Origin of the sequence: Mycobacterium sp. KBS0706, assembly GCF_005938675.2 — a bacterium.
Lineage (GTDB): Bacteria > Pseudomonadota > Alphaproteobacteria > DSM-16000 > Inquilinaceae > Inquilinus.
In genome coordinates this window covers 155,757-179,627 of record NZ_VCCH02000002.1, presented here as the reverse complement: position 1 = coordinate 179,627, position 23,871 = coordinate 155,757, and the positions used below count along the sequence as shown (strand labels likewise).

Sequence of the window (23,871 nt, the reverse complement as noted above, 5' to 3'; positions counted from 1 at the left end):
CCCCTACTCCGCCGCCAGGCGCGGCATCGGCGGCAGCGCCACCGGCAGGCTGCCGGCGTCGTCGATCCGGCCGAAGCGGCCGGCGGCGCCGTCATAGGCCAGGATGTCGCCGGTCTCGAGCTCGAAGAACCAGCCGTGCAGGCGCAGCTGGCCGCGCGCGACCTTGGCCGCAACCGAGGGATGGGTGCGCAGATGGTTCAGCTGCGCCACCACATTCTCCAGCGCCAGCGCGCGCAGCGTCTCGCGCTCGTCGCGGCCCGGCGGATAGGCCTCGCACACCACCCGGTGGGCGGCGTGGCTGTGGCGCAGCCAGGCGGCGACGTTCGGCATGTCCTGCAGCGCCTCGGGGTGCAGCAGCCCCTTCATCGCACCGCAGTCGGAATGGCCGCAGACCACGATGTCGCGGACGCCGAGCGCCACCACCGCGTATTCGATCGCCGAGGACACGCCGCCATTGGCCTGGGAGAAGGGCGGCACGATGTTGCCGGCGTTGCGGCAGCAGAAGATCTGGCCCGGGCCGCTCTGGGTGATCAGCTCCGGCACCACCCGGGAATCGGCGCAGGAGATCACCAGCGCCTGGGGCTGCTGGCCGTCGGTCGCGAGCTTCTGGTAGAGCGGCTGCTGCTGCGGGAAGATTTCGGCGCGGAACCGCGCCATCCCGAGGAAGAGGTCGTCCATCCTTGGCCTCCAGTGCATGAGCGAGGGTCGTGCACTGAGAGGATGGGATTCCTGTTTTTCGCATGTGCGAATGGTTCGTGACAAAGTGTTTCAGCGCCTTGGCAGGGTCACCTCCGCGGTCAGCCCGCCGCCCGGCCGGTTGTTCAGCGACAGCCGCCCGCCCTCGCGCTCCACCGCCTGAAGGGTAATGGCCAGGCCGAGCCCGACACCGCCGGTGGTGCGGTTGCGCGATCCTTCGATGCGCTGGAACGGCTCCAGCACCCGCCCCAGCTCGGCCTCCGGGATGCCGGGCCCGTCATCCGAGACGGCGATCGCCATATCGGTTTCGCTGCAATGCAACACGACCCGCGCCGAGCCGCCATAGGCGATCGCATTGTCGATCAGGTTGGCGAAGGCGCGTTTCAGCCCCAGCGGCCGGGCGTGGAGGACGGCCCGCTCCGGCCCCCGATAGACGACGTCCTGCCCGGCATCGGCCGCGGCGTCGACCAGCGTGGTCAGCAGCGCCACGAGGTCGACCGCCCGCGGCGGCTCGGGGTCGGTGTCGCCCTTGAGATAGGCCAGCACCGAGCCGACCATCTGCTCCATCTCGTCGAGATCGGCCTGCAGCTCGGCCTGAAGCGATCGATCATCGAGCAGGTCGGTGCGCAGGCGCAGCCGGCCGATCGGCGTGCGCAGGTCGTGCGACACGGCGGCCAGGGCCTGGGTCTGGTCGGCGATCAGCCGGGCCAGCCGGTCCTGCATGGCGTTGAGCGCCCGCGCCAGCCGCCGCACCTCCATCGGCCCTTCCACGGCGACCGGGACCGGCCGGCCGCGGCCGATCGCATCCGCCGCCCGCACCAGCTGGCGCAGCGGGGCCCCGAGGGCGCGGACCAGCAGCGGCGCCGCGATCAGCAGGCAGCTGGCCAGCAGCGCGGTGGACAGCAGGCTGCGCAGGATGTCGGGCAGGCCGTGCTGCAGCCGGGTGACGTCGAAGCCGAGGACGGAGCCGTCGGCCAGGCGCAGCTCGCCGCGGACGCGGTGCGGCTCCCCTTCCCCGCCGCCCCGGTCCAGGGTCAGGCCGCGCCCGGCCAGATCCCGCTTCTGCAGCCGCGCCTCCAGGTCGCGCAGCCAGGGCGACGCGGCGGCGCCCTCGGTTGCCCCCGGGTGCTGCGACCAGCTCAGGGCGAGGTCGGCGGTGGACAGCGCCTGCGCCAGCCGCGGCCGCTGATCGGGCGGCACGCTGGACAGCGCCCGCTCGCCGATGGCGAGCCGCTCGGCCAGATGATCGGCATGGACGTTGCCCGCCTTGTAGCGCTCGGCCAGTTCCTGCAGCACCGCGCTGCCGACGAATTGCAGCAGCACGGCGGAGAGGACGAGCAGGGTCAGGCGGCCGAGCAGGCCGCGCGGGCAGACGAATCGGCGGATCACCGCTGCTCGACATCCGCCGTGAAGATGTAGCCGACGCCGCGGATGGTGCGGATCAGCGCTCCCTCCATCCCGCCGGCGCCGAGCTTGCGGCGCAGCCGGCTGACCAGCACGTCGACGCTGCGGTCGGACGGGCTGCCGAGGCGCGAGCGCGACAGCTCCAGCAGGCGTTCGCGACCGATCACGCGCTGCGGATGCTCCAGGAAGCTGACCAGCAGGTCGTGCTCGGCCCCGGACAGCTCGACCTCGGCCCCGCCGGGATCGGTCAGCCGGCGCCGGCGCCGGTCGAGCACCCAGCCGGCGAAGCGCAGAACCTCGCGGGCGGCACGGCCGGGGAACGGCTCCAGCGCCGCGCCCCGGCGCAGCGCCGCGCGCACCCGCGCCAGCAGCTCGCGCCGGCCGAAGGGCTTGCTGATGTAGTCATCGGCCCCGACCTCGAGCCCGACCACCCGGTCCATCTCCTCGCCACGGGCGCTGACCATGATGACCGGCACCGGGCTCCGGGCCCGGAAGGCGCGGCACAGGTCGAGCCCGTCGGTGCCCGGCAGCATGACGTCGAGGATCAGCAGGTCGACCGGCGCCGTCTCGATCGACTCCCACATCTCGCGGCCGTCGCCGACGCCGGTGGCGCGCAGCCCGTTCTCGCGCAGGATGCGCACGATCAGGGAGCGGGTGCCGGGATCGTCTTCGACCACCAGCACGCGGTCGGTGCGGAGAGGCTCGTTCATCGCGGAACCAAGGGTCCTTTGGCAGCGGAAACCGGAACGCGTCCTCCCCTTGGACCGGTGAGCACCGGCCTCCGCCGACCGCGTGCGATCGACGTGATTTTCGTTAAAATAATCGACAATGATCCGACAGAGGTACCAAGCATAGTCTCATCGGCGATAGAAGATCTACTCGGATACCTCAACGGCAATAAGGTCGCAGCCGCAGAAAAAACAATGGAAAATCCAAACTATTCACGACAATTCGGCCCGGATGCGGAACGAGATCACGAAGCGAAGCGGCAGAGCCGGCATCGCGTCAGCGCCCCGGTCGCAGCTCCGCCCGCGCCACATCGATGAAGGCGCGCAGCTTCGGCTGGTCCTGGGCCCGGCGCGGGAAGTACAGGAACAGGCCGGGCGTGCGCGGCAGGAAGGGCTGCAGCACCGGCTCCAGCGCCCCCGAGGCGAGCTCCGCCGCGACCGCGATATCGGCGACATAGGCGAGGCCGAGCCCGGCCCGGGCGAAGGCGAGCAGCAGATCGCCATCATTGACGATCAGGCTGCCCGGCGGATCGACCGTGAGGGCACGGCCGTCGCGCTCGAACTCCCAGCGATAGATCGCGCCGGAGGCCGGAAAGCGGTAGCGGATCGCCTCGTGCCGGGTCAGGTCCTCCGGCCGCTCCGGCCGGCCGCGGGCGTCGAGATAGGCCGGGCTGCCGACCACCGACCAGGCGATGTCGCGGGTCAGCCGCACCGCCACCATGTCGCGCTCGACATATTCGCCGATCCGGATGCCGGCGTCGTAGCCGCGCGCGGTCAGGTCGACCGTGGCGTCGTCGACCGCGATCTCGACCGCGATCCTGGGATGGCTGCGGCGCAGCGCCGCCACCACCGGCTCGACCACCAGCGGCACCGCCATGCGCGGCACGGTCAGGCGCAGCAGGCCGGTCGGCACCGATGCCATCTCGCCTGCAGCCTCGATCGCCGAGGCGATCTCCATCGTCGCCGGCCCGACCCGCGCCAACAGGGCGGCGCCGGCCTCGGTCAGCCCGACCCGGCGCGTGGTGCGGACGAAGAGCAGCGTCCCCAGCCGGCTCTCCAGTGCCTTCACCGCCTGACTGACCGCTGCCGGCGACACGCCGAGCCGGGCCGCCGCCCCGGTGAAGCCGCCGGCCTCGGCCACGGCGAGGAAGGCGGACAGGCCGGTGAAGGGGTCGGGCGCGGTCATGCGCTGATTATAAATCGAAACTTAAAAGCTCAGAAAGACAGTGCCGATTTTTCAAGGCAATCGCAGCCGGTAGACTCTCCCGCACAACCAGCAGGAGGCGACCATGGAAGAGACGACAGCATTGCCGCGTCGCACCGTCCTGGCCGGTGCGATCGCCGCCGGCGGGGCAGCACTTCCGGCCGCGGCATCGGCCGCCGAGACGCCGGGCGTGCTGGCCGGCAAGGTCGCGATCGTCACCGGCGGCACCTCGGGCATCGGCGCGACCACCGCGGCCGCGCTGGCCCGGGCCGGCGCCAAGGTCGCCTTCAACGGCCGGCGCGAGGCGTTGGGCGAGGAGGTCGAGGCACGTCTCCGCTGGGAGGGCGGCGACGTCGCCTACACCCGCGCCGATGTCCGCGACGCGGCACAGATGGAGCGCTTTGTCGCCGAAACGGTGGCGCGCTGGGGCCGGCTGGACATCGCCTTCAACAATGCCGGCATCGATCTGCCGCCGGCGCCGATCGCCGACACCGACATCGCGGGATTCGACGACCAAGTCGCGACCAACCTGCGCGGCGTCTTCGTGTCGATGAAATACGAGCTGCCGCATCTGGCGCGGGCCAGGGGCGCGATGATCAACATGGCGTCGATCGGCGGCCGCCACGCCTTTCCGAACATCGTCGCCTATGGCGCCACGAAGGCCGCGGTGATCCACATGACGCGCGCAGCCGCCCAGGAATACGGCCGCGAGGTGCGGATCAACGCGCTGGCCCCCGGCGCCATCGAGACGCCGATGCTGGAGCGGGTGCGGCGCGACTGGCAGGTAACGACCGAGCAGCTGGTCGCGCCCTATCCGATGCGCCGCGCCGGCACGCCGGAGGAGGTCGCGGCCGTCGTCCTGTTCCTGGCCAGCGACGCCGCCTCCTATGTCAGCGGCCACGTCATCGGTATCGACGGCGGCGATTTGGCTTGAACCGAGCCAGGTAGACCCGATTGACGCCGGTCCTCACAGCGTGCCGGGGATCGGTTCCCAGCCCTGTGCCCCCGGGCGGAACTGGGGGATGTGGCCGAGCGCCGTGACCAGGGCGGCGTCGGCGCCCAGCACCGGCTCCCAGTCATGCGCCTCGGTCAGGATCACGCCGATGCCGGCCACCTCGGCGCCCGCGGCGCGCACCAGCGCCAGCGACCCGGCCAGGCTGGAACCGGTCGCCACCACATCGTCCACCACCACGACCCGCTTGCCGGCCAGCAGCGGCACCGCGGCACGGTCGAGCAGCAGCCGCTGCTCGCCCTTCGAGGTGATCGAGGTGATGCTCTGCACCAGCGCGTCGCCGAGATGGATCTTTGGCGACTTCTGCAGGATGACGTAGCGGTCGAGGCCGAGATAACGGCTAACCTCGATCGCGACCGGGATGCCCAGCGTGGCGGCGCCGACCACCACATCCGGCTGCAGCGGCGCCAGCCGCTCCGCCAGGGCCCGGCCGATATGGGCGCCGAAGGCGACGCCGGCGTCGATCACCATCAGCAGCGAGATGGCGAAATCCGGCTTGATCGGCACGATCGGCAGATCGACGGGCAGCCCCGCCACATCGACGCGCCAGGTCGGCTTGCTCTGCTCCGTCAATTCCTGTGGTCTCCATTCCCGGCGGCCGGCAGCCGCTCCTCCACCAGCACTCCGACCCGGCGCCAGCTCGTGCGCCGCACCGCCGGGTCGAAGCCGTAGACCGACAACGAGGTGGCAATCGCCTGGGCCATGCGGATGCTCTGCACCAGGAGCGGCACGCCGCGGGCCAGGCCATAGCGCAGCCGGGTCCACAGTGGCACGTCGTCCAGCTCCATGCCGCGGGCGCGCTGGGCCTCGCCGATGCGCTCGAACTCGTCGCGCAGCATCGGGATCAGGCCGAAGATCAGGGCCAGCACCAGCGTCGCCATGGCCGGCAGGCGCAGCGCGCTGGCCGCGGCCAGGATCGAGCCGGGGCTCGACGTCTCCATGACGAAGAAGAAGGCACCGGTCGTCGCCACCAGCCGCGCCGCCATGCGCAGCGCCGTCGCCGCGGCCTCGGCCGGCGGCGCGCCCTGCAGCCAGAGATTGAGCAGCCAGGTGGCGAAGACCAGGGCGAACAGGATCGCGGCGCCCTTCAGATAGCCGCGCAGGCCCGGCAGCCGCAGCGCCAGCAGCACGGCCAGGACGGCGGCCATCAGCAGCAGCGCCAGCAAGGGCGTGGCCACCAGCCAGGCGGCGGTCGTCACCGCGGCGGCGGCCAGCAGCTTGAGGAAGAAGTTCAGGCGCAGCAGCAGGTTCATGCCACCGCCTCCGTGGGCGCGGGCAGCGGCGCCGGCCAGCCCAGCGCGGCGAAGGCGGCGGAGCGCCAGCCCGCTTCCGGCGGCCCGTCGTGGCGGATCCTGCCGCCATCCATGATCAGCAGCCGGTCGGCGACGTCGTCGACCAGCTCCAGGTCGTGCGACACCAGCAGGGCGGCTCCGCCGCGACTGCGCAGATCATCGAGGAAGCGGTCGAGCATCGCCCGGCCGGCGAGGTCGCGCGCCAGCAGCGGCTCGTCGAGGATCACCAGCCCGGCCTCCGCCGCCGCGGCGCAGGCCAGGCCCAGCACCGCCTGCTCGCGCGCCGACAGGGCGAAGGGGCTGTCCCCCGCCCGGCGGTCGAGGCCGAAGCGCATCAGCGCCGCCTGCGCCTTGGCGTGGACATCGGCGGCGCCGAGCCCACGCGGATTGCCGGTAACGGCGAAGGCCGCCTCGTCCAGCACGGTCAGGTTGAACAGGATGCGCCGGACATTCTGCGGCACATAGGCGATGCGACGGGCACGACGGGCGACGGTCCAGCCGCCGGCCTCCTCGCCGCCCAGGAGGATGCGCCCGGCCGCCAGCGGCGACAGGTCCAGGATCGACTGGAACAGAGTGGTCTTGCCGGTGCCGTTCGGCCCGATCAACCCGGCCACCTCGCCGGCCCGGACGGTAAGATCGATGCCGTCCAGCACCGGCCGCCCGTCGCTGCGGCGCAGCCGGCTGACCAGCCCGGTGGCCTCGATCAGGGGCCGGCCGATACCCGCGCCTCGGCGATGGCTGCCAGCCCTGCGCCGCAGCGGCAGCAGGCCGTGATCGAGCCACAGCGGGTCGTCGGCCGCGGCCTCGGCCATCGGCCGGGGTGCGCCGGCTGCGCCGTCCTTCTGCAGCAGCACGGCATCGGCGACCGAGGCCAGCGCGCTGGCATCCTGCTCCGCCGCCAGCAGCATCGGCAGGTCTCCGCCCAGCCGGCCCAGCAGCGTGGCCAAGCGCTGCCGCGCCGCCGGGTCGAGGCCGGTGGTCGGCTCGTCCAGCACCAGCAGCTCCGGCCCCGTCGCCAACGCGGCGGCGAGGGCGACCATGCGCCGCTCACCGCCGGACAGGGTCAGCACCCGGCGGCCGAGCAGCGCCTCGAGCGACAGGGCCGAGACCAGCTGCAGCACCCGGTCCCGCACCCGCAGGCCTGGCAGGCCGCGGCTTTCGAGCGGAAAGGCGATCAGGTCCTCGACCCCGAGGTCCCAGAGCTGATCATCGAGGTTCTGGAACACGATGCCGACGCGGCGGAACAGCTCGGTCCGCGGCAGGCCGCCCAGCTCGGCGCCGCCGAGACGGACGGAGCCGGCCAGGAGCGGCGGCCGGGACAGCTTCGGGATCACCCCGGCGGCCGCCGCCAGCAGCGTCGATTTGCCGGAGCCGTTGGCGCCGCACAGCAGCAGGCGCTCGCCGGGCGCGATCCGGAACGAGGTGGGCAGGATGGTGGGCTTCGCCGGGGCGAAGCCCACGCTCAGCGCATCGAGCTCGAGCACGGTCCGGCGCGGGTCCTCAGAACCGGGTGATGCCGGAGGTCAGGCCCGATCCGGCCAGGATCTTCAGCGCCGGCTTCACCAGCAGCGGCGTGCCGATGATCATCGGCACGATGTCCGACAGGCCGAGATAGAGCAGCCCCCACCAGAACGGGAAGATGCCGAGGAAGGCCAGGCTGGCCGCGACCGCGGCGACCATCACGAGGCCGATGACGAGGCAGGTGGCGGCGATCTTCACCAGGCCGGCGGTGTCGATCGGCTTGCGCGCCGGGTCGAACAGCAGGCCGGGCACGGCGCCGGTCAGCCCGACCATGATGCCGTCGACGATCAGCGTGTGGGCCGGGATGAAAGTGCCGGCCAGCAGCGACCAGACCAGAGATCCGACATAGCCGCAGATGAAGCCGCTGCGCGCCCCGAACAGGATGCCCACCAGCGGCGGCAGAAAGGCGAAGATGCGCCACTGGATGACGCCGGGCACCAGCTGGATCGGGTTGGCGTAGCACCACAGGACGCCGGTCGCGACGCCGGCGACCAGCGCCAGCACGATCGGGAACAGGATGTTGCGTTCGGTCTTGACGGTGGTGATGTCGGTCATGGCGGGACCTCGCTTTCGTCACAAATTCGAAGCAAGGCCCGTGCCAGCCGCGGAAAGCCCGGAAACGGCCCGATCCGCCCTCCCGCCGGCGTCCGGCGGGGCAGCCTGCACAGATTATAGTCAGCCGGCGCAGGCGATGTCCGGGCGCAGCGGCGAGGCCAGGGCCAACTCCGGCCGGATGCAGGCGCTGAGATGACCGTCGCCGACCGCCTGCAGCGGCGGGACGGCTTCGGCGCAGGCCGGCAGGGCGTAACGGCAACGGGTGCGGAAGGCGCAGCCGGAGGGCGGCGACAATGGGCTGGGCAGCTCGCCCTTCAGCAGGATGCGCGGCCGGCGCAGCGTCGGGTCCGGGATCGGCGCAGCCGACAGCAGCGCCTCGGTGTAGGGATGGCGCGGCGTCTCGAACAGCGCCCGGGCCGGGGCGATCTCGACGATCCGGCCGAGATACATCACTGCCACCCGGTCGCAGATCTGGCCCACCACCGCCAGATCGTGGCTGATGAAGACGATGGTCAGGTCCAGCCGCCGCTTCACCTCCATCAGGAGGTTGATGATCTGGGCCTGGACCGAGACGTCGAGGGCGGAGACCGGCTCGTCCGCCACCAGCAGCCGCGGCTCGGTCACCAGTGCCCGGGCGATGCCGATGCGCTGGCGCTGGCCGCCGGAGAATTCATGCGGGAAGCGCTCGGCATGGCTGGCGGACAGGCCGACCGTCTCCAGCGCCGCCGCCACCCGCGCCGCCCGCTCAGCCGCCGGGGGCGCGGGTTTCTGTACTCTGAGCGGCATGGCGACGATGCGGCCGACCGTCATGCGCGGGTTCAGCGACGCCGCCGGGTCCTGGAACACGAATTGCAGCCGCGGCCGGATCGGCTTCAGCTGTCGGCGGCCGAGATCGGTGATGTCGGTGCCCTCGAACAGCACGCGTCCGCCGGTCGGCCGCATCAGCCGCAGCAGGGTGCGACCCAGCGTGCTCTTGCCCGAGCCGGATTCGCCGACCAGGCCCAGCACCTCGCCCTGCCGAACGGTGAAGGAGACGCGATCGACCGCCCGCACCTGCAGCCGGTCGCGCCTGAACAGCGAGCCGCCGACCGGGAAGGACTTGCTGAGCTCCTGCAGCTCGAGGATGGGTGGTGTCGTCATTTCGCACTGTCCCCACACCCCTCACCGTCATGGCGAGCCCCGAAGGGGTGTGGCCATCCAGGGGCCGCTCGCACTGGCCCCTGGATGGCCACGTCGCTGCGCTCCTCGCCATGACGATTTTGGGGCTGGCGACGAACGTCCTTCGAGCGACCCTGCATCATGCGCCCCCCGCCTCGATCTCGCGCCAGCGGCGGCAGCGCACCACCCGGCCGTCGGCCTCCTCCAGCGCCGGCACCGCGGCGTCGCAGGCGCCGGGCCGGGCGTGGCCGCAGCGCGGATGGAAGGAGCAGCCGGGCGGCAGCCGGCCGGGGTCCGGGACGCTGCCGGGAATCGCCGGCAGCACGCCGCCGCCGAAATCCAGCCGGTCGATCCGCGGCACCGACCGCAGCAGCCCCTGGGTGTAGGGCATGCGCGGCCGCTGCAGCAGCCCGACGGCGTCGCCGCGCTCGACGATGCGGCCGGCATACATGACCATGACGCTGTCCGCGATCTCGGCCACCACGCCGAGATTGTGGGTGACGAAGATGATCGCCATGCCGGTCTTCGCCTGCAGCGACTTCAAGAGGTCGATGATCCCGGCCTGGACCGTCACGTCCAGCGCCGTGGTCGGCTCGTCGGCGATCAGCAGGCTGGGGTCGCAGGCCAGCGCCATGGCGATCATCACCCGTTGGCGCATGCCGCCCGACAGATGGTGCGGCCAGGCGGCCAGGCGCCGCCGCGGCTCCGGGATGCCGACCAGCTCCAGCAGCTCCTCCGCCCGGGCCAGCGCCGCCTTCCGGCCGAGGCCGCGATGGTAGGTGACCGCCTCGGCGATCTGGTCGCCGATCCGGTGTACCGGGTTCAGCGAGGTCATCGGCTCCTGGAAGATCATCGAGATCTCGTCGCCGCGCACCGCCCGCATCGCCTCGGGGTCGAGCTGCAGCAGCTCGCGGCTGCGGCCGTCATGCCCGGTGAAGCGGACCGAGCCGGCGATGGTGCAGCGCGGCGCCGGCGGCAGCAGCCGCAGCACCGCCAAGCTGGTGACGCTCTTGCCCGAGCCGGATTCGCCGACCAGCGCCAGCGTCTCGCCGCGCCGCACGGAGAAGGAGACGTCGTTGACCACCGTCAGCGCCCCGGCTTCGCCGCGGAAGGTGACGGCCAGGTCGCGGACCTCGAGGATCGGGGCGTCGGTCATCACGATTCCAGCCGGGCGTCGAGCGCGTCGCGCAGCCCGTCGCCGATGAAGTTGAAGCTGGTCACCGCCAGGGTGATGGCGATGCCCGGCACCAGCGCCAGCCAGGGGGCCGAGGTCAGGTATTGCTGGGCGTTGTTCAGCATGTTGCCCCAGCTCGCGGTCGGCGGCTGAATGCCGTAGCCGAGGAAGCTGATATAGGCCTCCATCAGGATGGCGCGGGCGACGGTCAAGGTGGCGGCGACGACGATCGGCCCGATGGCGTTGCGCAGCAGCTCGTCGACCATGATGCGGGCGTCCGACGCGCCCATCATCTCCGCCGCCAAAGTGAAGTCGCGCTCACGCAGGGTGCGGATCTGGCTTTCGACCACGCGTGCCACCTCCATCCAGCTGGTCGCGGCGATGATCAGGGTGATCATGATCGGATCGGGCTTCAGCAGGGCGGCGAGAGTCAGCAGCAGGAAGACGGCGGGGAAGCACAGCATGGCGTCGACCAGGCGCATCAGCACGGCGCCGACCGCCCGGCCGTAATAGCCTGCCACCACCCCGATGGCGGAACCGACGATCGTGCTGATCACCATCGCGGCGAAGGCGACGGAGAGCGAGATGCGCCCGGCCATCAGCAGCCGGGCGCAGAGGTCGCGGCCCAGCGGGTCGGTGCCGAACAGGTGCCAGCCGGTCAGCGGCGGTGCGAAGCGGGCGCGCATGTCGATGCGCAGATCGTCGAAGGGCAGCAGCCACGGCCCGGCAACGCAGGCCAGCACCAGCAGCAGGATGCAGGCGACGCCCACCATCGCCAGCCGGTGGCGGCGGAAACGGCGCCAGCCGCGGTTCCCGGTGCGGCGGGCGGTCTCGACGGTGGGGCCGGCGGCGGTCGCTGTCATCGCCCCCTCCCCTCAATCCAGCCGGATGCGCGGGTCGGCCACCGCGCAGAGGATGTCGGCCAAGAGGTTGCCGAGCAGCACCAGCAGGGCCGAGACCATCAGGATGCCCATCACCACCGGGTAGTCTCGGTAGCCGAGGGAATCGAGGAACAGCCGGCCCATGCCCGGCCAGGTGAACACCGTCTCGGTCACCAGGGCGCCGCCCAGCAGCGTCGGCAGTTCCAGCCCGGCCAGGGTGATCATCGGCAACAGCGCGTTGCGCAGCGCGTGGCGGATCAGCACCCGCTTCTCCGGCAGGCCCTTGGCCCGGGCGGTGCGGATATAGTCCTGGTTGATCACGTCGATCATCGAGGCGCGCATGTAGCGGCTCCAGACCGCCACCTCGACCAGCGCCAGCACCAGGGCCGGCGCGATCAGATGGTGCAGGAAGTCGAGCAGCGACCCGTCGCCGACCGTGTACATGTTGCCGGCCGGCAGCCATTGCAGCCGGACCGAGAAGATGTAGATCACGACCAGGCCGAACCAGAAGGTCGGGATCGACAGGGCGACCATGGCGCCGACCGTCGCCAGCATGTCGGCGAAGGAATAGCGCCGGACCGCCCCCATGACGCCGATCCAGACGCCCAGCAGCACCGCGATCAGGATCGCCGTCGCCATCAGCTCGAGCGTGGCGAAGAGATGCGAGCCGATGACGTCCAGCACCGGCGACTGGTCGCGGTAGGACCGCCCCCAGTCGCCGGTCAGAAGCCGGCTGGCCCATTCCCAATATTGCACCGGCAGGGAGCGGTCGAGGCCCATCTCATGGGCGATCTCGGCCAGCCGCGCCTGCGTCATGCCCGGGACCAGGGCGAATTGCGACAGCGGGCCGCCCGGGGTCAGGTGCAGCACGGCGAAGCCGATCATCGACACGAGCCACAGCAGCAGCAGGCTCTGCAGCGCGCGGCCGAACAGGAATGGCGCCATCGCTTCCTCCGTCCCCGGGCCGTCCCCTTCTCAGCTCGCCCAGTACCAGGTGTGCGCGTTCCAGCAGTTCTCCTGGACGTTGACGTTGGGGGTGAAGCCGGTCAGGCCCTTCTTCACGCCCTGGACCATGGCGTATTGGAAGATCGGCAGGTAGGGCAGGTCCTTGCGCGTGAACTCCTGCATCTTGAAATAGGCCGCCTTGCGCTTGGCCGGGTCGACCGTCGACGCGCCCTCGGCCAGCAGCTTGTCGACGTCGGCGCTCTCATACTGCGTCGTGTTCTGGCCGCCCCCGCCCTTGGCGCCGATCGAGCGGCTGGAGAAATAGTCGGTCGCGTCCGGGTCGGGCCCGACCATGAAGTAGATCCCGACCATCGCCGTCTCGAACTTCGACTGCATCCAGTAGTCGCCCCACATCACCGCCGGGGGCAGGTTGTTGATGTTCATCTTGACGCCGATGTCGAGCCAGTTCTGCTGCAGCAGCTGCTGCGCCTGCTCGCGCACATGGTTGCCGGCGGTGGTCGAGTTGACGAATTCCAGCCGCACGCCGTTCTTCTCGCGGATGCCGTCGCCGCCCGGCTTCCAGCCGGCCGCGTCCAGCATCTGCTTCGCCTTTTCGGCGTCATAGCTCTGCTTCGGCAGGTCCGGGTTGAAGGCCCAGGACTGCTTCGGCAGGAAGGATTCGGACGGTGTCGGCAGGCCGTAATAGATGCTGTCGATGATGCTCTGCTTGTCCATCGCGGTGTAGAGGGCCTCGCGCACCGCCGGGTCCTGGAACACCGGCATCCCGAGGTTCAGCGCGATGTTCTCGATGAAGGCCTGCGGCACCGGCGAGACGTCACGGTCGGCCAGTCCCTTGGCCTCCTCGTAATGATCGGCGGTGATGCCCTGCAGGCCGATATAGTCGATGTCGCCGGTGGTGAACTGGGTGAACAGGACGGTCAGGTCGGGGATGTACTTGATCACCAGCCGCTCGAGATACGGCCCGTCCAGGTGGTAGCCGTCATGCGCGGCCAGGGTGATGTGGTCGCCCGGCACGCGCTCGACCCATTTGAACGGCCCGGTGCCGACCGGCTTGGTGGCGAAGGTCGAGGCGTTCGGGTCGGCCTCCTTCTCCATCAGGTGCTTCGGCACGATGAAGGTCCAGGACAGGATCGACGGATAGGGCGCGTAGGGCTTCTCCAGCTTCCAGGTCAGCTCGGTCGGGCTGACCACGGTCAGGTCGCGCACCAGCTCGTGCCCGGCCCGGCGCGCGGCGCGGAACTTCGGGTTGTTGATCAGCTCGATCGAATACTTGACGTCCTCGGCGGTGAACGGCGTGCCGTCATGCCATTTGACGTTGTCGCGCAGCTTGATGCGCCAGGTCAGGCCGTCGGCCGAGATGCCGCCATTCTCCAGGCTCGGCACCTCCGCAGCCAGGTCAGGGATGAACTTGCCTTCGGGGTCGACCTGCCACAGCGCGCTGAACAGGTTGAAATAGACGCCCTCATCGACCTCGATGTGCAGCATCAGCGGGTTGAACACCGTCGGCTCCTGCGACAGGCCGATCACGGCCTGGCCGGTCGCCTTCGATGGTGGGCCTGCGGCGCGGGCGGCCTTGACCCAGCCCTGGCCGGGGCCGAGCCAGACCGCCGTGCCGGCGGCGAGGCCTGCCGCCAGGAAGCGGCGGCGGCTGGTCTGGGCGAACGGAAGATCCCTGGTCTCGTCGGTCATGGTGAAGCTCCCTTTTCGTTGCCTCCAAGGCCCGGCGGGGGCGGGTCTGCGCCCATCTCCCCGCCCGGCCGGTTCACACCCCGGCCATCGGCCTGGGCTTCGATCCGTCACTGAAGCGCGAGAAGCGGAAATCCTTCGGGTCGACAATCGGGCGGGCGCCCGTGGCGAGATCGGCGGCCAGGTGCCCGGCGCCGGGGCCGATGCCGAAGCCGTGGCCGGAGAATCCGGTCGCTACGACGAGGCCTGGCACCTCCGCGACCGTCGAGATCACCGGCACGGCGTCGGGCGTGACGTCGATCAACCCGGCCCATTCCTGCACCACCCTGGCGCCGGCGAAGGCCGGGAACTGCTTGGCCAAGTCGGCCATGGCCTGGCGGTTGGCCTGGCGGTCGGGCTCCGGATCCAGCACCCGCGCCTTCTCATAGGGCGAGACCTGGTCCAGCGGCACCAGCGCCGCCTCCCGCCATTCCTGGAGGAACCGGTCGTCGACCCGCAGCTTCAGCGCCGACCATTCCATGCGCAGCGCCGGCAGGAAGTCGCTGAAGAAGCGGAAGCTGTCCGGCACCAGCGGCGCGATGTTGGAGTTGCCGTTGGCGATGGTGTAGCCGCCGTCATGGCGCTTGCGCAGCGCGAATTCCTTCGACCACATCGCCGTTTCCGGCGCGCCCTCCAGCGGCGCCGTGCGCTGCACGCTGGCCCGGACCTTGAGCTGCGGCAGGGTCAGGCCGAGATCCTTCAGGAAACGGCGCGACCAGGCGCCGCCGGCCACGATCACGCTGTTGCAGGCGATGCGGCCGCGTTCGGTGACCACCCCGGCGATGCGCCCGCCGGCCCGGTCGACGCCGCGGACGGCGCAGTCGGTCAGGATCGCGGCGCCGGCCCGGCGCGCGGCGCGGGCGATGGCGGGGGCGGCGCGCTGCGGCTCCGCCCGCCCGTCGGAGGCGGAGTACAGCGCCGCCTTCCAGCGGGCGCCGGCGCCGGGCATCAGCCGGTCGAACTCGGCCGGGCTGATCAGCCGGGCGTCGAGCTGGTAGGGCCGGGCATGCTCCAGCCAGGCCTCGTATTCCGCGATCTCCTGGTCGGTCTCGACCGCGAACAGGATGCCGCTCTGGCGGAAGCCGGTCTCGGCCTCCACCGTCTGGTTCATCCCCTCCCACAGCCGCATGCTCTCGATGATCAGCGGGATCTCCCGCGGATCGCGCCGGGTCTTGCGGCACCAGCCCCAGTTCCGGCTCGACTGCTCGCCGGCGATGTGGCCCTTCTCGCACAGCGCCACCGAGACTCCGCGCTGCGCCAGGGCCAAGGCGGCGCTGGTGCCGATGATCCCGCCGCCGACGATGACCACATCGGCCTGCTGCGGCAGGACTTCATCCGGCTCGACGCTGTCGACCTGGAGGCCCATCAGCGCCCTCCCCGCATGACGATCGAACGCATCGGGCTCACCAGCTGTCCTCCAGGGTCGAATTGATCGGGATCTCGGCGATGCTCGCCGTGTCGGGCAGGTCGAGCAGGAAGGCGACGATTTGCGCCACGTCCTGCGGCTGGGTCATGGCTTCGGGCGGCCGCTTGGCGAGGCCCGCGGCCATGTCGGTGGCGACGAAGCCGGGGCAGATCGCGGTGGCGCGCACGCCCTCGTCCCAGCCGGCATGGCGGATGGCATGGGTCATCGCCAGCGCCGCGAACTTGCTGACGGCATAGAGGCCGGAGGTCGCCGACTTCACCCGCTTGCCCGACAGCGAGGCGATGGTGACGACGCGGCCATGGCCGGAGGCGACGAGATGCGGCCAGGCCGCCCGCACCAGTCGCAACGGCGACTTGACGTTGACCTGGATCAGGTCGTCGAGGTCGGCGTCGTCGGCCGCGATCACCGTCTTCGGGATCATGATGCCGGCATTGGCGATGATCGCGTCGATCCGGCCGAACCGCTCGGCCGTGGCCTCGACCCACAGGCGTTCGGAGTCCGGATCGCGGGCGTCGAAGCGGTGGACCAGGGCGCCGTCCGGCGGGGTCAGCCGTACCGGGTCGCGCACGCCGAGGCTGAGCCGCCAGCCGGCGCGGGCCAATGCGGTCGCGATCTCCGCGCCGATGCCCCGGCCGGCGCCGGAGATCATGGCGACACGGGTGTCAGTCATGGCGATGCCTCCCACCCCGCCCGCTCACTCGACCACCGGCGCGTGCTCGACATAGCCGGCATAGACCTTGCGCAGCAGGCGCAGCAGGTCGGCCTGCTCCGCCCCGCTCAGGATCGAGAAGAACTCGGCGGATTGCCGGCGGGCGACGGCGCGCACCTGTTCGGCCACGCGCCGGCCCTTGCCGGTCAGATACAGCTCGCGCGCCCGCCGCTCCTCCGGCGAGATCTTCTGCTCGACCAGCCCAGCCTGCTGCAGCTGCTCGAGCAGCCGACCCATGGCCGAGCGGTCCTTGAGGATGAAGTGCGCCAGCACCGAGGGCCGGATGCCCGGATTGCGCTCGACCAGCAGCAGCGTCGAGATCTTGCCGGTTCCGCCAGCGACCTCCAGCGCTTCCATCTGCTCGTCCAGGTCGCGGCTGACCAGCATGTTGACGGTGCGGACATAGAAGCTGAGCAGGTCGGTGAAGATATCGAAATCGATCTCCGAGAAGTCGATCGTCTTCGGGACCTGCGGATTGCGCCGCGGGCCGGCGCGGCCATCGCTCGTGGCGGGCATGGCCGTCCTTGGGTTCGGTGAGGTGGGTCAAGCCAGGGTTCCACATGATCAGAAGGGCGGCGGGTCGAGGCCGTCGCGCCGGGCGGAGCGCTGGTCGCGGATCCGCGACCAGGCCAGCATGACGCGCGGCATGAAGCTCATGTAGAAGGGCGTGCGCTGCAGCCTTTCGATCGGCAGCGCCAGGTCCTGCGGCGGTGTTCCCGTCGCCCATTCCGCCAGCACCGTGCCCATCATCGTGCCGGTCGGCACGCCGCGGCCGGAATAGCCGAGCGAGGCGACCACGCCGGGCGCCAGGCCGTAGAGCCGCGGGAAGGTGCGTGGCTGCATGTCGATCGCGCCGGTCCAGCTGTACTGGAACTCGACATCGCCGAGCTGCGGCAGCAGCCATTGCAGCTTCCGCCGCATCAGCGCCGTGGTGTAGGCGGGGTCCGTGCCGCGCCGTCCCTCGACAAACAGCGAGGTCACCAGTCGTCCGTCCTTGTCGTATTTCCAGATCGAGATGTCGCGCCGGCTGTCGACCACGGTGTTGTTGTCTGGCGCGATCGTCCGGCGGACATTGTCGCTGAGCGGCTGGGTGGCCAGCACGGCGACGCCGAGGCGGGCGAAGCTCTGCTCCAGCCCCGGCCAGTAGCCGTCGGTATAGGCGCCGGTGCCGCACACCACCTTGTCGGCGAGGACGGCGCCGGCCGGCGTCTCCACCCGCCAGCGCGCGCCCTGCGGCCGGATCGCGGTGACCGGCGAGCGGGTGAAGACCCGGGCGCCGCGCGAGATCGCCGCCCGGGCCAGGCCGCGGGCATAGCCGAGCGGGTTGAGGTGCCCGCCCTCCGGATGGATCCAGCCGCCGCAGAAGCGCGGCGACCCGGTCAGGCGCTGGGCCTCGTCGCTGTCGAGCATCCTCGTGGCCTTGCCGACAGCCGCATATTCCCGGCAGCGCCGCTCCAGCTTCGCCAGGGCGGCAGTGGCGTGGGCGGCGTGGATGTAGCCGGTCTGCACCGCCTCGCAGTCGATGCCGTAGCGGCGGATGATGTCGAAGACCAGGTTGGCGGCGTTGGTCTGGCGCTCGATCAGCCGCGTGGCGAAAGGCTCGCCCAGGATGCGCCGGACGGTCGCGATCTCGTGGACATGGAAGGTCGGGGTGCAATGGCCGGCATTGCGGCCGGAGCCGCCATGACCGATCTGCTCCGCCTCCAGCACCACCGTGCCGACACCGCGCTCGCCGAGATGCAGCGCGGTGGACAGGCCGGTGTAGCCGGCGCCGATCACGCAGACCGGCGCGTCTATCGTGCCGTCCAGCGCCGTCGTCTCCGGCGCGGGGGCCGCCGTGGCGTACCACAGCGACGGTTCGAGCGATGTCTTGTGTATCATTTCCTTCCTGTTCCGGAAGAACTGACACAATTCCGATCAAAAGAACGCAGAATGCCCATCGCAGGCACGTCATGCTTTCTTTTTCACCAGAACTTGGTGCGGTAGCACGCGATCAGACAAGCCCGGTTTTGAGACCGGTCTCAAGGCAGATCGCTTCTTGGCAACTGAGATTATGATTGTGATCGTCCACTATGGACGGAGTCAAGTGACATGTGACGAATTTGCGGCCAGCGGCGCTGAGCAGGATCGCCCCCTTCAGGCGAAGGAGGACTGGTCCAGCGTGGTCGCGGAGTAGAAGCTGAGGCCGCCCGGCAGGTTGCGGAAGCCCTGCAGGGCCTTGCGCATGGCGAAACCCTGCGCCCGGTAGGCCAGCGTCACCATCGGCGCCTGATCCAGCACCAGCTGGCCGGCCTTGGCGTAGATGTCCTTGCGCTTCGCAGCGTCGAACTCCCCTCGCCCCGCCGCCAGCAGCTCGTTCAGCCCGGGCACGGTGATGCCGGTGCTGCGGATGTAGGACGGCGACAGCGAGGAATCGACGAAGGAGGACAGGCTTTCCGGATCCGGGCTCTCCATCGCCGTGCCCATCACCGCGAACTCGTACTGGCCGCGATTGCCCAGGCTGACCCGGGTCGGCCAGTCCGGCATGTTCAGCTCGACCTGGATGCCGAGCTCGGCCAGGTTCTGCTGGATCACCTCGGCCGTGCTCTTGTGCATGCCGTACTGGGCGGTGGAGAGGAGCTTGCAGGAAAAGCCGTCGGCCACGCCGGCCTCGGCCAGCAGCGCCTTGGCCTTGTCGAGGTCATGGCGCCAGCCATGCGCCGCGGCCTCGTCGTAGAAGGGCGTCTGCGGCGGGAAGGGCAGCCCCTCCAGCGGCGCACCGCGTCCGAAGAAGGCGGCCTGCACGATCTCGTCGCGCTTGATGCCGAGCGCCACCGCCCTGCGGATGCGCGGATCGGCGAAGGGGCCGGTCTTGCCGTTGAAGGTCAGGTACATGAACGGGCCGAGCTGGTTGTCCAGCTTCAGGTTCCCGTCGGCCTCGATCGACGGCATCGATTGCCAGGGGACATAGTCGATCAGGTCGACATCGCCGGCCTGCAGCGCCGCCACCCGCAGGGTCTCGTCCGGATAGGCGATGACCTTGACCGCCTTCAGCTTCGGCAGGCCGGGCTTGTAGTATTTGTCGAAGGCGGCGAGGTCGAGCGATACGCCACGCTCCTGCCCCTGCAGCACGAAGGGCCCGGCGCCGATGCCCAGCGGGTCGTCGGCGGTCGACCCCTTCGCCACGATCGGCATGTAGTAGTTGGCGAACCAGTGCGGCACGCAGACGGTCGGCTGCTTCATCACCAGGCGCACGGTGCGGTCGTCCGGCGTCTCGACCCGCTCTACCCCCTGCAGCTGGGTGCGCAGATAGGCGGTCGATTTCTCGCCGGCGACCTGCTCGATGTTCCACTGGATGTCGGCGGCGGTGACCGGGGCGCCGTTGTGGAAGAGGGCCTGGCGCAGGCGGAAGACCCAGGCCTTGTCGCCCTCCGGCTGCCAGCTTTCAGCCAGCTCGCCCTGCAGGCTGCCGTCGGCGGCGTAGGACAAGAGGCCGCGATGCAGCAGCGCCGCGACCGAGCCCGCCGCGCCGCCGGAATTCACCCAAGGCTGCAGGTTCGGCGGATAGCTGGAAAGGCCGAAGCGCAGCGTGTTCGCCGACGCCTGGCCCCAGGCCGGCAGGCGCAGCGCCGGCAGCACGGCGCCGGCGGCGAGCCCGCTGGCGAGCAATGTGCGACGGGACACGAGCATGATGACCTCTCCCTGTCTGTTGTCGTGGTCAGAGCACGGCGCCGTAGACCCTCTGCGCCGTCTCCCGGTCGATCCGTCCTTCCGCCAGATCGCGCTGCACGGCGTCGGCCGCGCGCCCGGATGGCGGGCCATAGCCGCCGGCGCCCGGCGTCACGATCTCGATCACGTCGCCGCGCTTCAGGTCGCCATTGCCGTGGTCGAACGGGGCGACGCCGGGACCGAAGACGAAGCCGCCGCGGCCGCCCTCCAGCCCGCCCTCCAGCCCCCACGGGGCGGAGCGCAGGCGCGACCCGTCGATATGCACCCGGCAGTCGGCCTCGGCCCGGTAGACCCGGCGCAGCCCCATGCCGCCCCGCTGCGCGCCAGGACCGCCGGAGCCGTCGACCAGCTCGTAGCGCAGCAGGGTCAGCGGGTATTCCAGCTCCAGCGCCTCGGCCGGCAGGTTGGAGGTGTTGGTCATGTGGACATGGACGCCGTCGAGCCCGTCCTTGCCGGCGCGGGCGCCGCTGCCGCCGCCGATGGTCTCGAGATAGACCCACAGGCCGCCGGTCTTGGCGTCGCGCCCCATGAAGGTGGCGGAGGCGCAGGAGCCGTTGCTGGCCGCGGTCAACCGCTCCGGCACCGCCTGGGCCAGGGCGCCGTGGATCAGGTCGGCGATGCGCTGGCAGGTCGCCACCCGGCCGTTGACCGCCGCCGGATGGATGCAGTTCAGCACCGTGCCCTCCGGCGCCGTGACCGTCAGCGGCCGCGCCAGCCCGGCATTGGGCAGGATGGTCGGGTCGACCACCGTCTTCACCGCGTAATAGACCGTCGACAGCAGCGCCGTGTAGACGACATTGAGGCCACCCCGGACCTGCGGCGGGCTGTCGAAATGCAGCCGCATCTCGTCGCCGGCCACGGTGATCTCGACAGCGAAGTCGAGCTCGCCGTCCAGCTCCGGATTGTCGAAACGATCGTTGAAACGGTAGGTGCCGTCCGGGATCGCGGCGATGCCGGCGCGCATCTTGCGCTCGGCATAATCCTGCAGCGCGGCGCCGGCCGCGAGCACGACGTCGGCGCCGTATTTGGCGCACAGCGCCGTCATCCGCTGCACGCCCAGGCGGTTGGCCGCCATCTGGGCACGGAGATCGGACAGCCGCTCCCGCGGGACCTGGCAGTTCAGCAGTACCAGCTCCTGCACATCGGCCTGCAGCTCGCCGGCGCGGTACAGCCGGATCGGCGGGATCCGGATCCCCTCCTGGTAGATATGGGCGTGGCCGCGGTCGGCGAAGTCGGCGTGGTGGGCGGTGTTGACCGCCCAGGCCACCATCCGCCCGTCGACGAAGATCGGCTCCGCCAGCACGATGTCGGGCAGATGCGTGCCGCCGCCCTCATAGGCGTCGTTGCCGATGAACACGTCGCCCGGCCGCATCCGGTCCAGCGGATGGCGCCTCATGATATGCGGGATGATGCCGATGAAGCTGCCGAGATGCATCGGGATGTGCTCGGCCTGGCACAGGGTGTTGCCGGCCATGTCGAACAGCGCGGTGGAGCAGTCGCGCCGCTCCTTGATGTTGGTCGAGTAGCTGGCCCGGACCAGCGCCTCCCCCATCTCCTCCGCGATCGAGGCGAAGGCGCTGCCGATCACCTCGACCGTGATCGGGTCGAGCGCGGCCTCGCGGCGCTGCGGGACGGCGACGCTCATCGGACATCCAGGACCAGGTTGAGATAGGGTTCGACATGGGCCGTCATGCCGGGGAGGATAACGGTGGTGCTGTCCATCTGCTCGACCACGGCCGGGCCGGCGATGCGGTTGCCGGGCTTGAGTTGGGCGCGGTCATAGACCGGGCAGGAGACCCAGCCCCCCGCCTCCGGCAGCCAGACCTCGCGCGAACCGGTGACGGCGTGCCCAGCCTCCGGCCCGGCATCGGGCTGCGGCCGGAAGCTGGCCTTGGTGACAACGCCCGCGGCCTCGACCCGGAAGGTAACCAACTGCACCGGCTCGCCGGCGGCGACGAAGCCATATTGCCGCTCATGCGCCCGGGCGAATCCGGCGGCCAGCGCCTCCAGCGTCGCCGGCGTCACCGGCCCGTCCGGCAGCGCCACCGGCAGCTCGTAGTTCTGACCGGCATAGCGCATGTCGACGGTACGGGTGACGCGCCGCGCGCCCTGCGGCACCTCCTCCTGCGCGAACCATTCCTCGGCCCGGACCAGCAGCCCGTCGAAGGCGGCCTCGACCGCGGGCAGCGCCGCCAGGTCCAGCGCGGTCAGCCGGGTGGCGGCGAAATCGGCGCGCAGGTCGGTCAGCAGCAGGCCCATGGCGCAGAGGATGCCCGGATTCTGCGGCACCAGGATGCGGCTGATGTCGAGCTCCTTGGCCAGGCGGGCGGCGTGCAGCGGGCCGGCGCCGCCGAAGGCCATCAGCGTGTAGTCGCGCGGGTCGTGGCCGCGCTGCACGCTGATGACGCGGATCGCCTTGGCCATGTTGGCGGTGACGACGGTGAGAATACCCTGCGCCGTCTCCATCAGCCCGAGGCCCAGCTGCTGCGCCAGCCGGCCGATCGCGGCCTCGGCCAGGTCGCGCCGAACGGCCATGCGGCCGCCCAGCAGCGACACCGGGTTCAGTGTCTGCAGCACGACATTGGCGTCGGTCACCGTTGGCTCCCCATTGCCGTGGCCGTAGCAGACCGGCCCGGGCCAGGCGCCAGCGCTGCGCGGTCCGACCTTCAGCAGCCCGCCGCTGTCGACAGTGGCGATCGAGCCCCCGCCCGCCCCGACCGTGTGAATGTCGAGCATCGGGGCCTTGATCGGGTAGCCATGCACCACCGCCTCGCCGGCCAGGCGGCATTGGCCGCCGGCCAACAGCGCGACATCGGTGCTGGTGCCGCCCATGTCGAAGGTGATCAGGTCGGGGAAGCCGGCGACCGCCCCGATCGCCTGGGCCGCGACCACGCCGGTGCTGGGGCCGGACAGGACGGTGCGGACCGGCAGCCGCGCCGCCGTCTCGAAGCTGATGACGCCGCCATTCGACTGGGTCAGCCGCGGCGCCGCCTTGACCCCGATCTCGGACAGCCGCTGGCCCAGCCGCTCGATATAGCCGCGCATCACCGGGCCGAGATAGGCGTTCACCACGGTGGTCGAGACCCGCTCATACTCGCGGAACTCCGGCGCCACGCCGTGCGAGGCGCAGGCGAAGGCCTCCGGGAACTCCTCGGCCAGGATGCGCAGCGCCGTCTCCTCATGCTCGCTGCGGACGAAGCCATAGAGGAAGCTGACCGCCACCGCTTCGACCCCGGCCGCGCGCAGCTCGCGCACCGCCTTGCGCAGCACCGCCTCGTCCAGCGGGGTCTCGACCGAGCCGTCGTGGCGGATGCGCTCCGGGATGTCGATGCGCAGGTCGCGGCTGACCAGCGTCTCCGGCTTGTCGGCCTGCAGGTCGTAGAGGTCCGGGCGCTTCTGCCGGCCGATCTCCAGCAGGTCGCGGAAGCCGTCGGTGGTCAAGAGGCCGGTGCGGACGCCGCGATGCTGGATCAGGGCATTGGTGCCGACCGTGGTGCCGTGGCCGAAATAGCCGATCTCCCCCGGCTCGGCGCCGACCCTTGCCGTCCCCTCCTCCACCCCCTGGACGATGCCGCGTGACGGGTCGTCGGGGGTCGATGAGACCTTCCAGACGTCGAGCCGCCCGCTCTCATCGTCGAACAGGCAGACGTCGGTGAACGTCCCGCCGGAATCCACGCCAATGCGCCAAGCCATCGTGAAGCCTTCCCATGTC

21 protein-coding genes are annotated in these 23,871 nt (G+C 70.7%); 1 reads left to right on the top strand and 20 read right to left on the bottom strand.

Annotation, left to right across the window (positions count from 1 at the left end):
• Window positions 1–3: 3 nt before the first annotated feature.
• The 4 genes from FFK22_RS01890 to FFK22_RS01875 all read right to left on the bottom strand — a co-directional run bounded on the left by FFK22_RS01890 (window position 4) and on the right by FFK22_RS01875 (window position 4,014).
• A complete protein-coding gene (locus FFK22_RS01890) occupies window positions 4–678 on the bottom strand; it encodes a carbonic anhydrase (RefSeq protein ID WP_138888317.1) in 675 nt (224 codons plus the stop codon).
• A gap of 90 nt (window positions 679–768) precedes the next feature.
• Entirely contained in the window at window positions 769–2,085 is a 1,317-nt protein-coding gene (locus FFK22_RS01885) for an ATP-binding protein (protein WP_138888318.1), read from the bottom strand.
• Window positions 2,082–2,810, bottom strand: a complete 729-nt coding sequence (locus FFK22_RS01880) for a response regulator transcription factor (protein WP_138888319.1) — start codon at window positions 2,808–2,810, stop codon at window positions 2,082–2,084. Before FFK22_RS01880 ends, FFK22_RS01885 begins: the two co-directional genes overlap by 4 nt.
• Window positions 2,811–3,105: 295 nt before the next feature.
• The gene (locus FFK22_RS01875; protein WP_138888320.1) at window positions 3,106–4,014 is read right to left on the bottom strand and encodes a LysR family transcriptional regulator; all 909 of its coding nucleotides are present in this window, start codon (window positions 4,012–4,014) and stop codon (window positions 3,106–3,108) included.
• A gap of 103 nt (window positions 4,015–4,117) precedes the next feature.
• Between FFK22_RS01875 and FFK22_RS01870 the strand changes: the two genes are divergently transcribed.
• On the top strand, window positions 4,118–4,966 hold the full coding sequence (locus FFK22_RS01870) for an SDR family NAD(P)-dependent oxidoreductase (protein WP_138888321.1): 849 nt from the start codon (window positions 4,118–4,120) through the stop codon (window positions 4,964–4,966).
• A gap of 33 nt (window positions 4,967–4,999) precedes the next feature.
• On the opposite strand, the gene FFK22_RS01865 is transcribed toward FFK22_RS01870, so the two are convergent.
• From FFK22_RS01865 to FFK22_RS01790, 16 genes are all read right to left on the bottom strand, one after another.
• Window positions 5,000–5,617, bottom strand: coding sequence for a phosphoribosyltransferase family protein (locus tag FFK22_RS01865; RefSeq protein WP_138888322.1), 618 nt, complete (start codon window positions 5,615–5,617; stop codon window positions 5,000–5,002).
• A complete protein-coding gene (locus FFK22_RS01860) occupies window positions 5,614–6,297 on the bottom strand; it encodes an energy-coupling factor transporter transmembrane protein EcfT (RefSeq protein WP_138888323.1) in 684 nt (227 codons plus the stop codon). The genes FFK22_RS01865 and FFK22_RS01860 overlap by 4 nt, the downstream gene beginning before the upstream one ends.
• A complete protein-coding gene (locus tag FFK22_RS01855; protein WP_138888324.1) occupies window positions 6,294–7,820 on the bottom strand; it encodes an ABC transporter ATP-binding protein in 1,527 nt (508 codons plus the stop codon). The genes FFK22_RS01860 and FFK22_RS01855 overlap by 4 nt, the downstream gene beginning before the upstream one ends.
• A 16-nt stretch (window positions 7,821–7,836) precedes the next feature.
• Window positions 7,837–8,412 carry an aminotriazole resistance protein gene (locus FFK22_RS01850; protein WP_138888325.1) on the bottom strand — a complete coding sequence of 192 codons (576 nt, stop codon included), beginning with the start codon at window positions 8,410–8,412 and terminating at the stop codon, window positions 7,837–7,839.
• Window positions 8,413–8,532: 120 nt separating this feature from the next.
• Complete coding sequence (locus FFK22_RS01845) at window positions 8,533–9,552, bottom strand: ABC transporter ATP-binding protein (protein ID WP_138888326.1); 1,020 nt, start codon at window positions 9,550–9,552, stop codon at window positions 8,533–8,535.
• Between the two features lie 157 nt (window positions 9,553–9,709).
• On the bottom strand, window positions 9,710–10,726 hold the full coding sequence (locus FFK22_RS01840; protein ID WP_138888327.1) for an ABC transporter ATP-binding protein: 1,017 nt from the start codon (window positions 10,724–10,726) through the stop codon (window positions 9,710–9,712).
• Complete coding sequence (locus FFK22_RS01835; RefSeq protein WP_138888328.1) at window positions 10,726–11,607, bottom strand: ABC transporter permease; 882 nt, start codon at window positions 11,605–11,607, stop codon at window positions 10,726–10,728. Before FFK22_RS01835 ends, FFK22_RS01840 begins: the two co-directional genes overlap by 1 nt.
• 12 nt (window positions 11,608–11,619) lie before the next feature.
• Entirely contained in the window at window positions 11,620–12,570 is a 951-nt protein-coding gene (locus FFK22_RS01830; RefSeq protein WP_138888329.1) for an ABC transporter permease, read from the bottom strand.
• Window positions 12,571–12,600: 30 nt separating this feature from the next.
• Complete coding sequence (locus tag FFK22_RS01825) at window positions 12,601–14,280, bottom strand: peptide ABC transporter substrate-binding protein (RefSeq protein ID WP_138888330.1); 1,680 nt, start codon at window positions 14,278–14,280, stop codon at window positions 12,601–12,603.
• A 73-nt stretch (window positions 14,281–14,353) separates the two neighbouring features.
• Window positions 14,354–15,682, bottom strand: coding sequence for an FAD-binding oxidoreductase (locus tag FFK22_RS01820; protein ID WP_138888331.1), 1,329 nt, complete (start codon window positions 15,680–15,682; stop codon window positions 14,354–14,356).
• A gap of 37 nt (window positions 15,683–15,719) precedes the next feature.
• The gene (locus FFK22_RS01815; RefSeq protein WP_138888332.1) at window positions 15,720–16,412 is read right to left on the bottom strand and encodes an SDR family NAD(P)-dependent oxidoreductase; all 693 of its coding nucleotides are present in this window, start codon (window positions 16,410–16,412) and stop codon (window positions 15,720–15,722) included.
• Window positions 16,413–16,436: 24 nt separating this feature from the next.
• Window positions 16,437–16,967 (bottom strand): MarR family winged helix-turn-helix transcriptional regulator, encoded by a 531-nt coding sequence (locus tag FFK22_RS01810; protein ID WP_138888333.1) that lies wholly within the window; start codon window positions 16,965–16,967, stop codon window positions 16,437–16,439.
• 48 nt (window positions 16,968–17,015) lie between these two features.
• Window positions 17,016–18,332 carry an FAD-binding oxidoreductase gene (locus tag FFK22_RS01805; protein ID WP_138888334.1) on the bottom strand — a complete coding sequence of 439 codons (1,317 nt, stop codon included), beginning with the start codon at window positions 18,330–18,332 and terminating at the stop codon, window positions 17,016–17,018.
• Window positions 18,333–18,587: 255 nt separating this feature from the next.
• Window positions 18,588–20,120 (bottom strand): ABC transporter substrate-binding protein, encoded by a 1,533-nt coding sequence (locus FFK22_RS01800; RefSeq protein ID WP_138888335.1) that lies wholly within the window; start codon window positions 20,118–20,120, stop codon window positions 18,588–18,590.
• 28 nt (window positions 20,121–20,148) lie between these two features.
• Window positions 20,149–21,804 (bottom strand): hydantoinase B/oxoprolinase family protein, encoded by a 1,656-nt coding sequence (locus FFK22_RS01795; protein WP_138888336.1) that lies wholly within the window; start codon window positions 21,802–21,804, stop codon window positions 20,149–20,151.
• Window positions 21,801–23,852, bottom strand: a complete 2,052-nt coding sequence (locus FFK22_RS01790) for a hydantoinase/oxoprolinase family protein (protein ID WP_138888337.1) — start codon at window positions 23,850–23,852, stop codon at window positions 21,801–21,803. The genes FFK22_RS01795 and FFK22_RS01790 overlap by 4 nt, the downstream gene beginning before the upstream one ends.
• Between the last annotated feature and the right edge of the window lie 19 nt (window positions 23,853–23,871).

Bases quoted from the DNA above. Each gene is read 5' to 3' on its own strand.
- FFK22_RS01830 (WP_138888329.1), bottom strand. From the start codon at position 12,570: ATGGCGCCATTCCTGTTCGGCCGCGCGCTGCAGAGCCTGCTGCTGCTG.
- FFK22_RS01890 (WP_138888317.1), bottom strand. From the start codon at position 678: ATGGACGACCTCTTCCTCGGGATGGCGCGGTTCCGCGCCGAAATCTTC.
- FFK22_RS01880 (WP_138888319.1), bottom strand. From the start codon at position 2,810: ATGAACGAGCCTCTCCGCACCGACCGCGTGCTGGTGGTCGAAGACGAT.
- FFK22_RS01860 (WP_138888323.1), bottom strand. From the start codon at position 6,297: ATGAACCTGCTGCTGCGCCTGAACTTCTTCCTCAAGCTGCTGGCCGCC.
- FFK22_RS01820 (WP_138888331.1), bottom strand. From the start codon at position 15,682: ATGGGCCTCCAGGTCGACAGCGTCGAGCCGGATGAAGTCCTGCCGCAG.
- FFK22_RS01835 (WP_138888328.1), bottom strand. From the start codon at position 11,607: ATGACAGCGACCGCCGCCGGCCCCACCGTCGAGACCGCCCGCCGCACC.
- FFK22_RS01850 (WP_138888325.1), bottom strand. From the start codon at position 8,412: ATGACCGACATCACCACCGTCAAGACCGAACGCAACATCCTGTTCCCG.
- FFK22_RS01840 (WP_138888327.1), bottom strand. From the start codon at position 10,726: ATGACCGACGCCCCGATCCTCGAGGTCCGCGACCTGGCCGTCACCTTC.
- FFK22_RS01790 (WP_138888337.1), bottom strand. From the start codon at position 23,852: ATGGCTTGGCGCATTGGCGTGGATTCCGGCGGGACGTTCACCGACGTC.
- FFK22_RS01825 (WP_138888330.1), bottom strand. From the start codon at position 14,280: ATGACCGACGAGACCAGGGATCTTCCGTTCGCCCAGACCAGCCGCCGC.
- FFK22_RS01815 (WP_138888332.1), bottom strand. From the start codon at position 16,412: ATGACTGACACCCGTGTCGCCATGATCTCCGGCGCCGGCCGGGGCATC.
- FFK22_RS01870 (WP_138888321.1), top strand. From the start codon at position 4,118: ATGGAAGAGACGACAGCATTGCCGCGTCGCACCGTCCTGGCCGGTGCG.
- FFK22_RS01800 (WP_138888335.1), bottom strand. From the start codon at position 20,120: ATGCTCGTGTCCCGTCGCACATTGCTCGCCAGCGGGCTCGCCGCCGGC.
- FFK22_RS01795 (WP_138888336.1), bottom strand. From the start codon at position 21,804: ATGAGCGTCGCCGTCCCGCAGCGCCGCGAGGCCGCGCTCGACCCGATC.
- FFK22_RS01845 (WP_138888326.1), bottom strand. From the start codon at position 9,552: ATGACGACACCACCCATCCTCGAGCTGCAGGAGCTCAGCAAGTCCTTC.
- FFK22_RS01875 (WP_138888320.1), bottom strand. From the start codon at position 4,014: ATGACCGCGCCCGACCCCTTCACCGGCCTGTCCGCCTTCCTCGCCGTG.
- FFK22_RS01805 (WP_138888334.1), bottom strand. From the start codon at position 18,332: ATGATACACAAGACATCGCTCGAACCGTCGCTGTGGTACGCCACGGCG.
- FFK22_RS01810 (WP_138888333.1), bottom strand. From the start codon at position 16,967: ATGCCCGCCACGAGCGATGGCCGCGCCGGCCCGCGGCGCAATCCGCAG.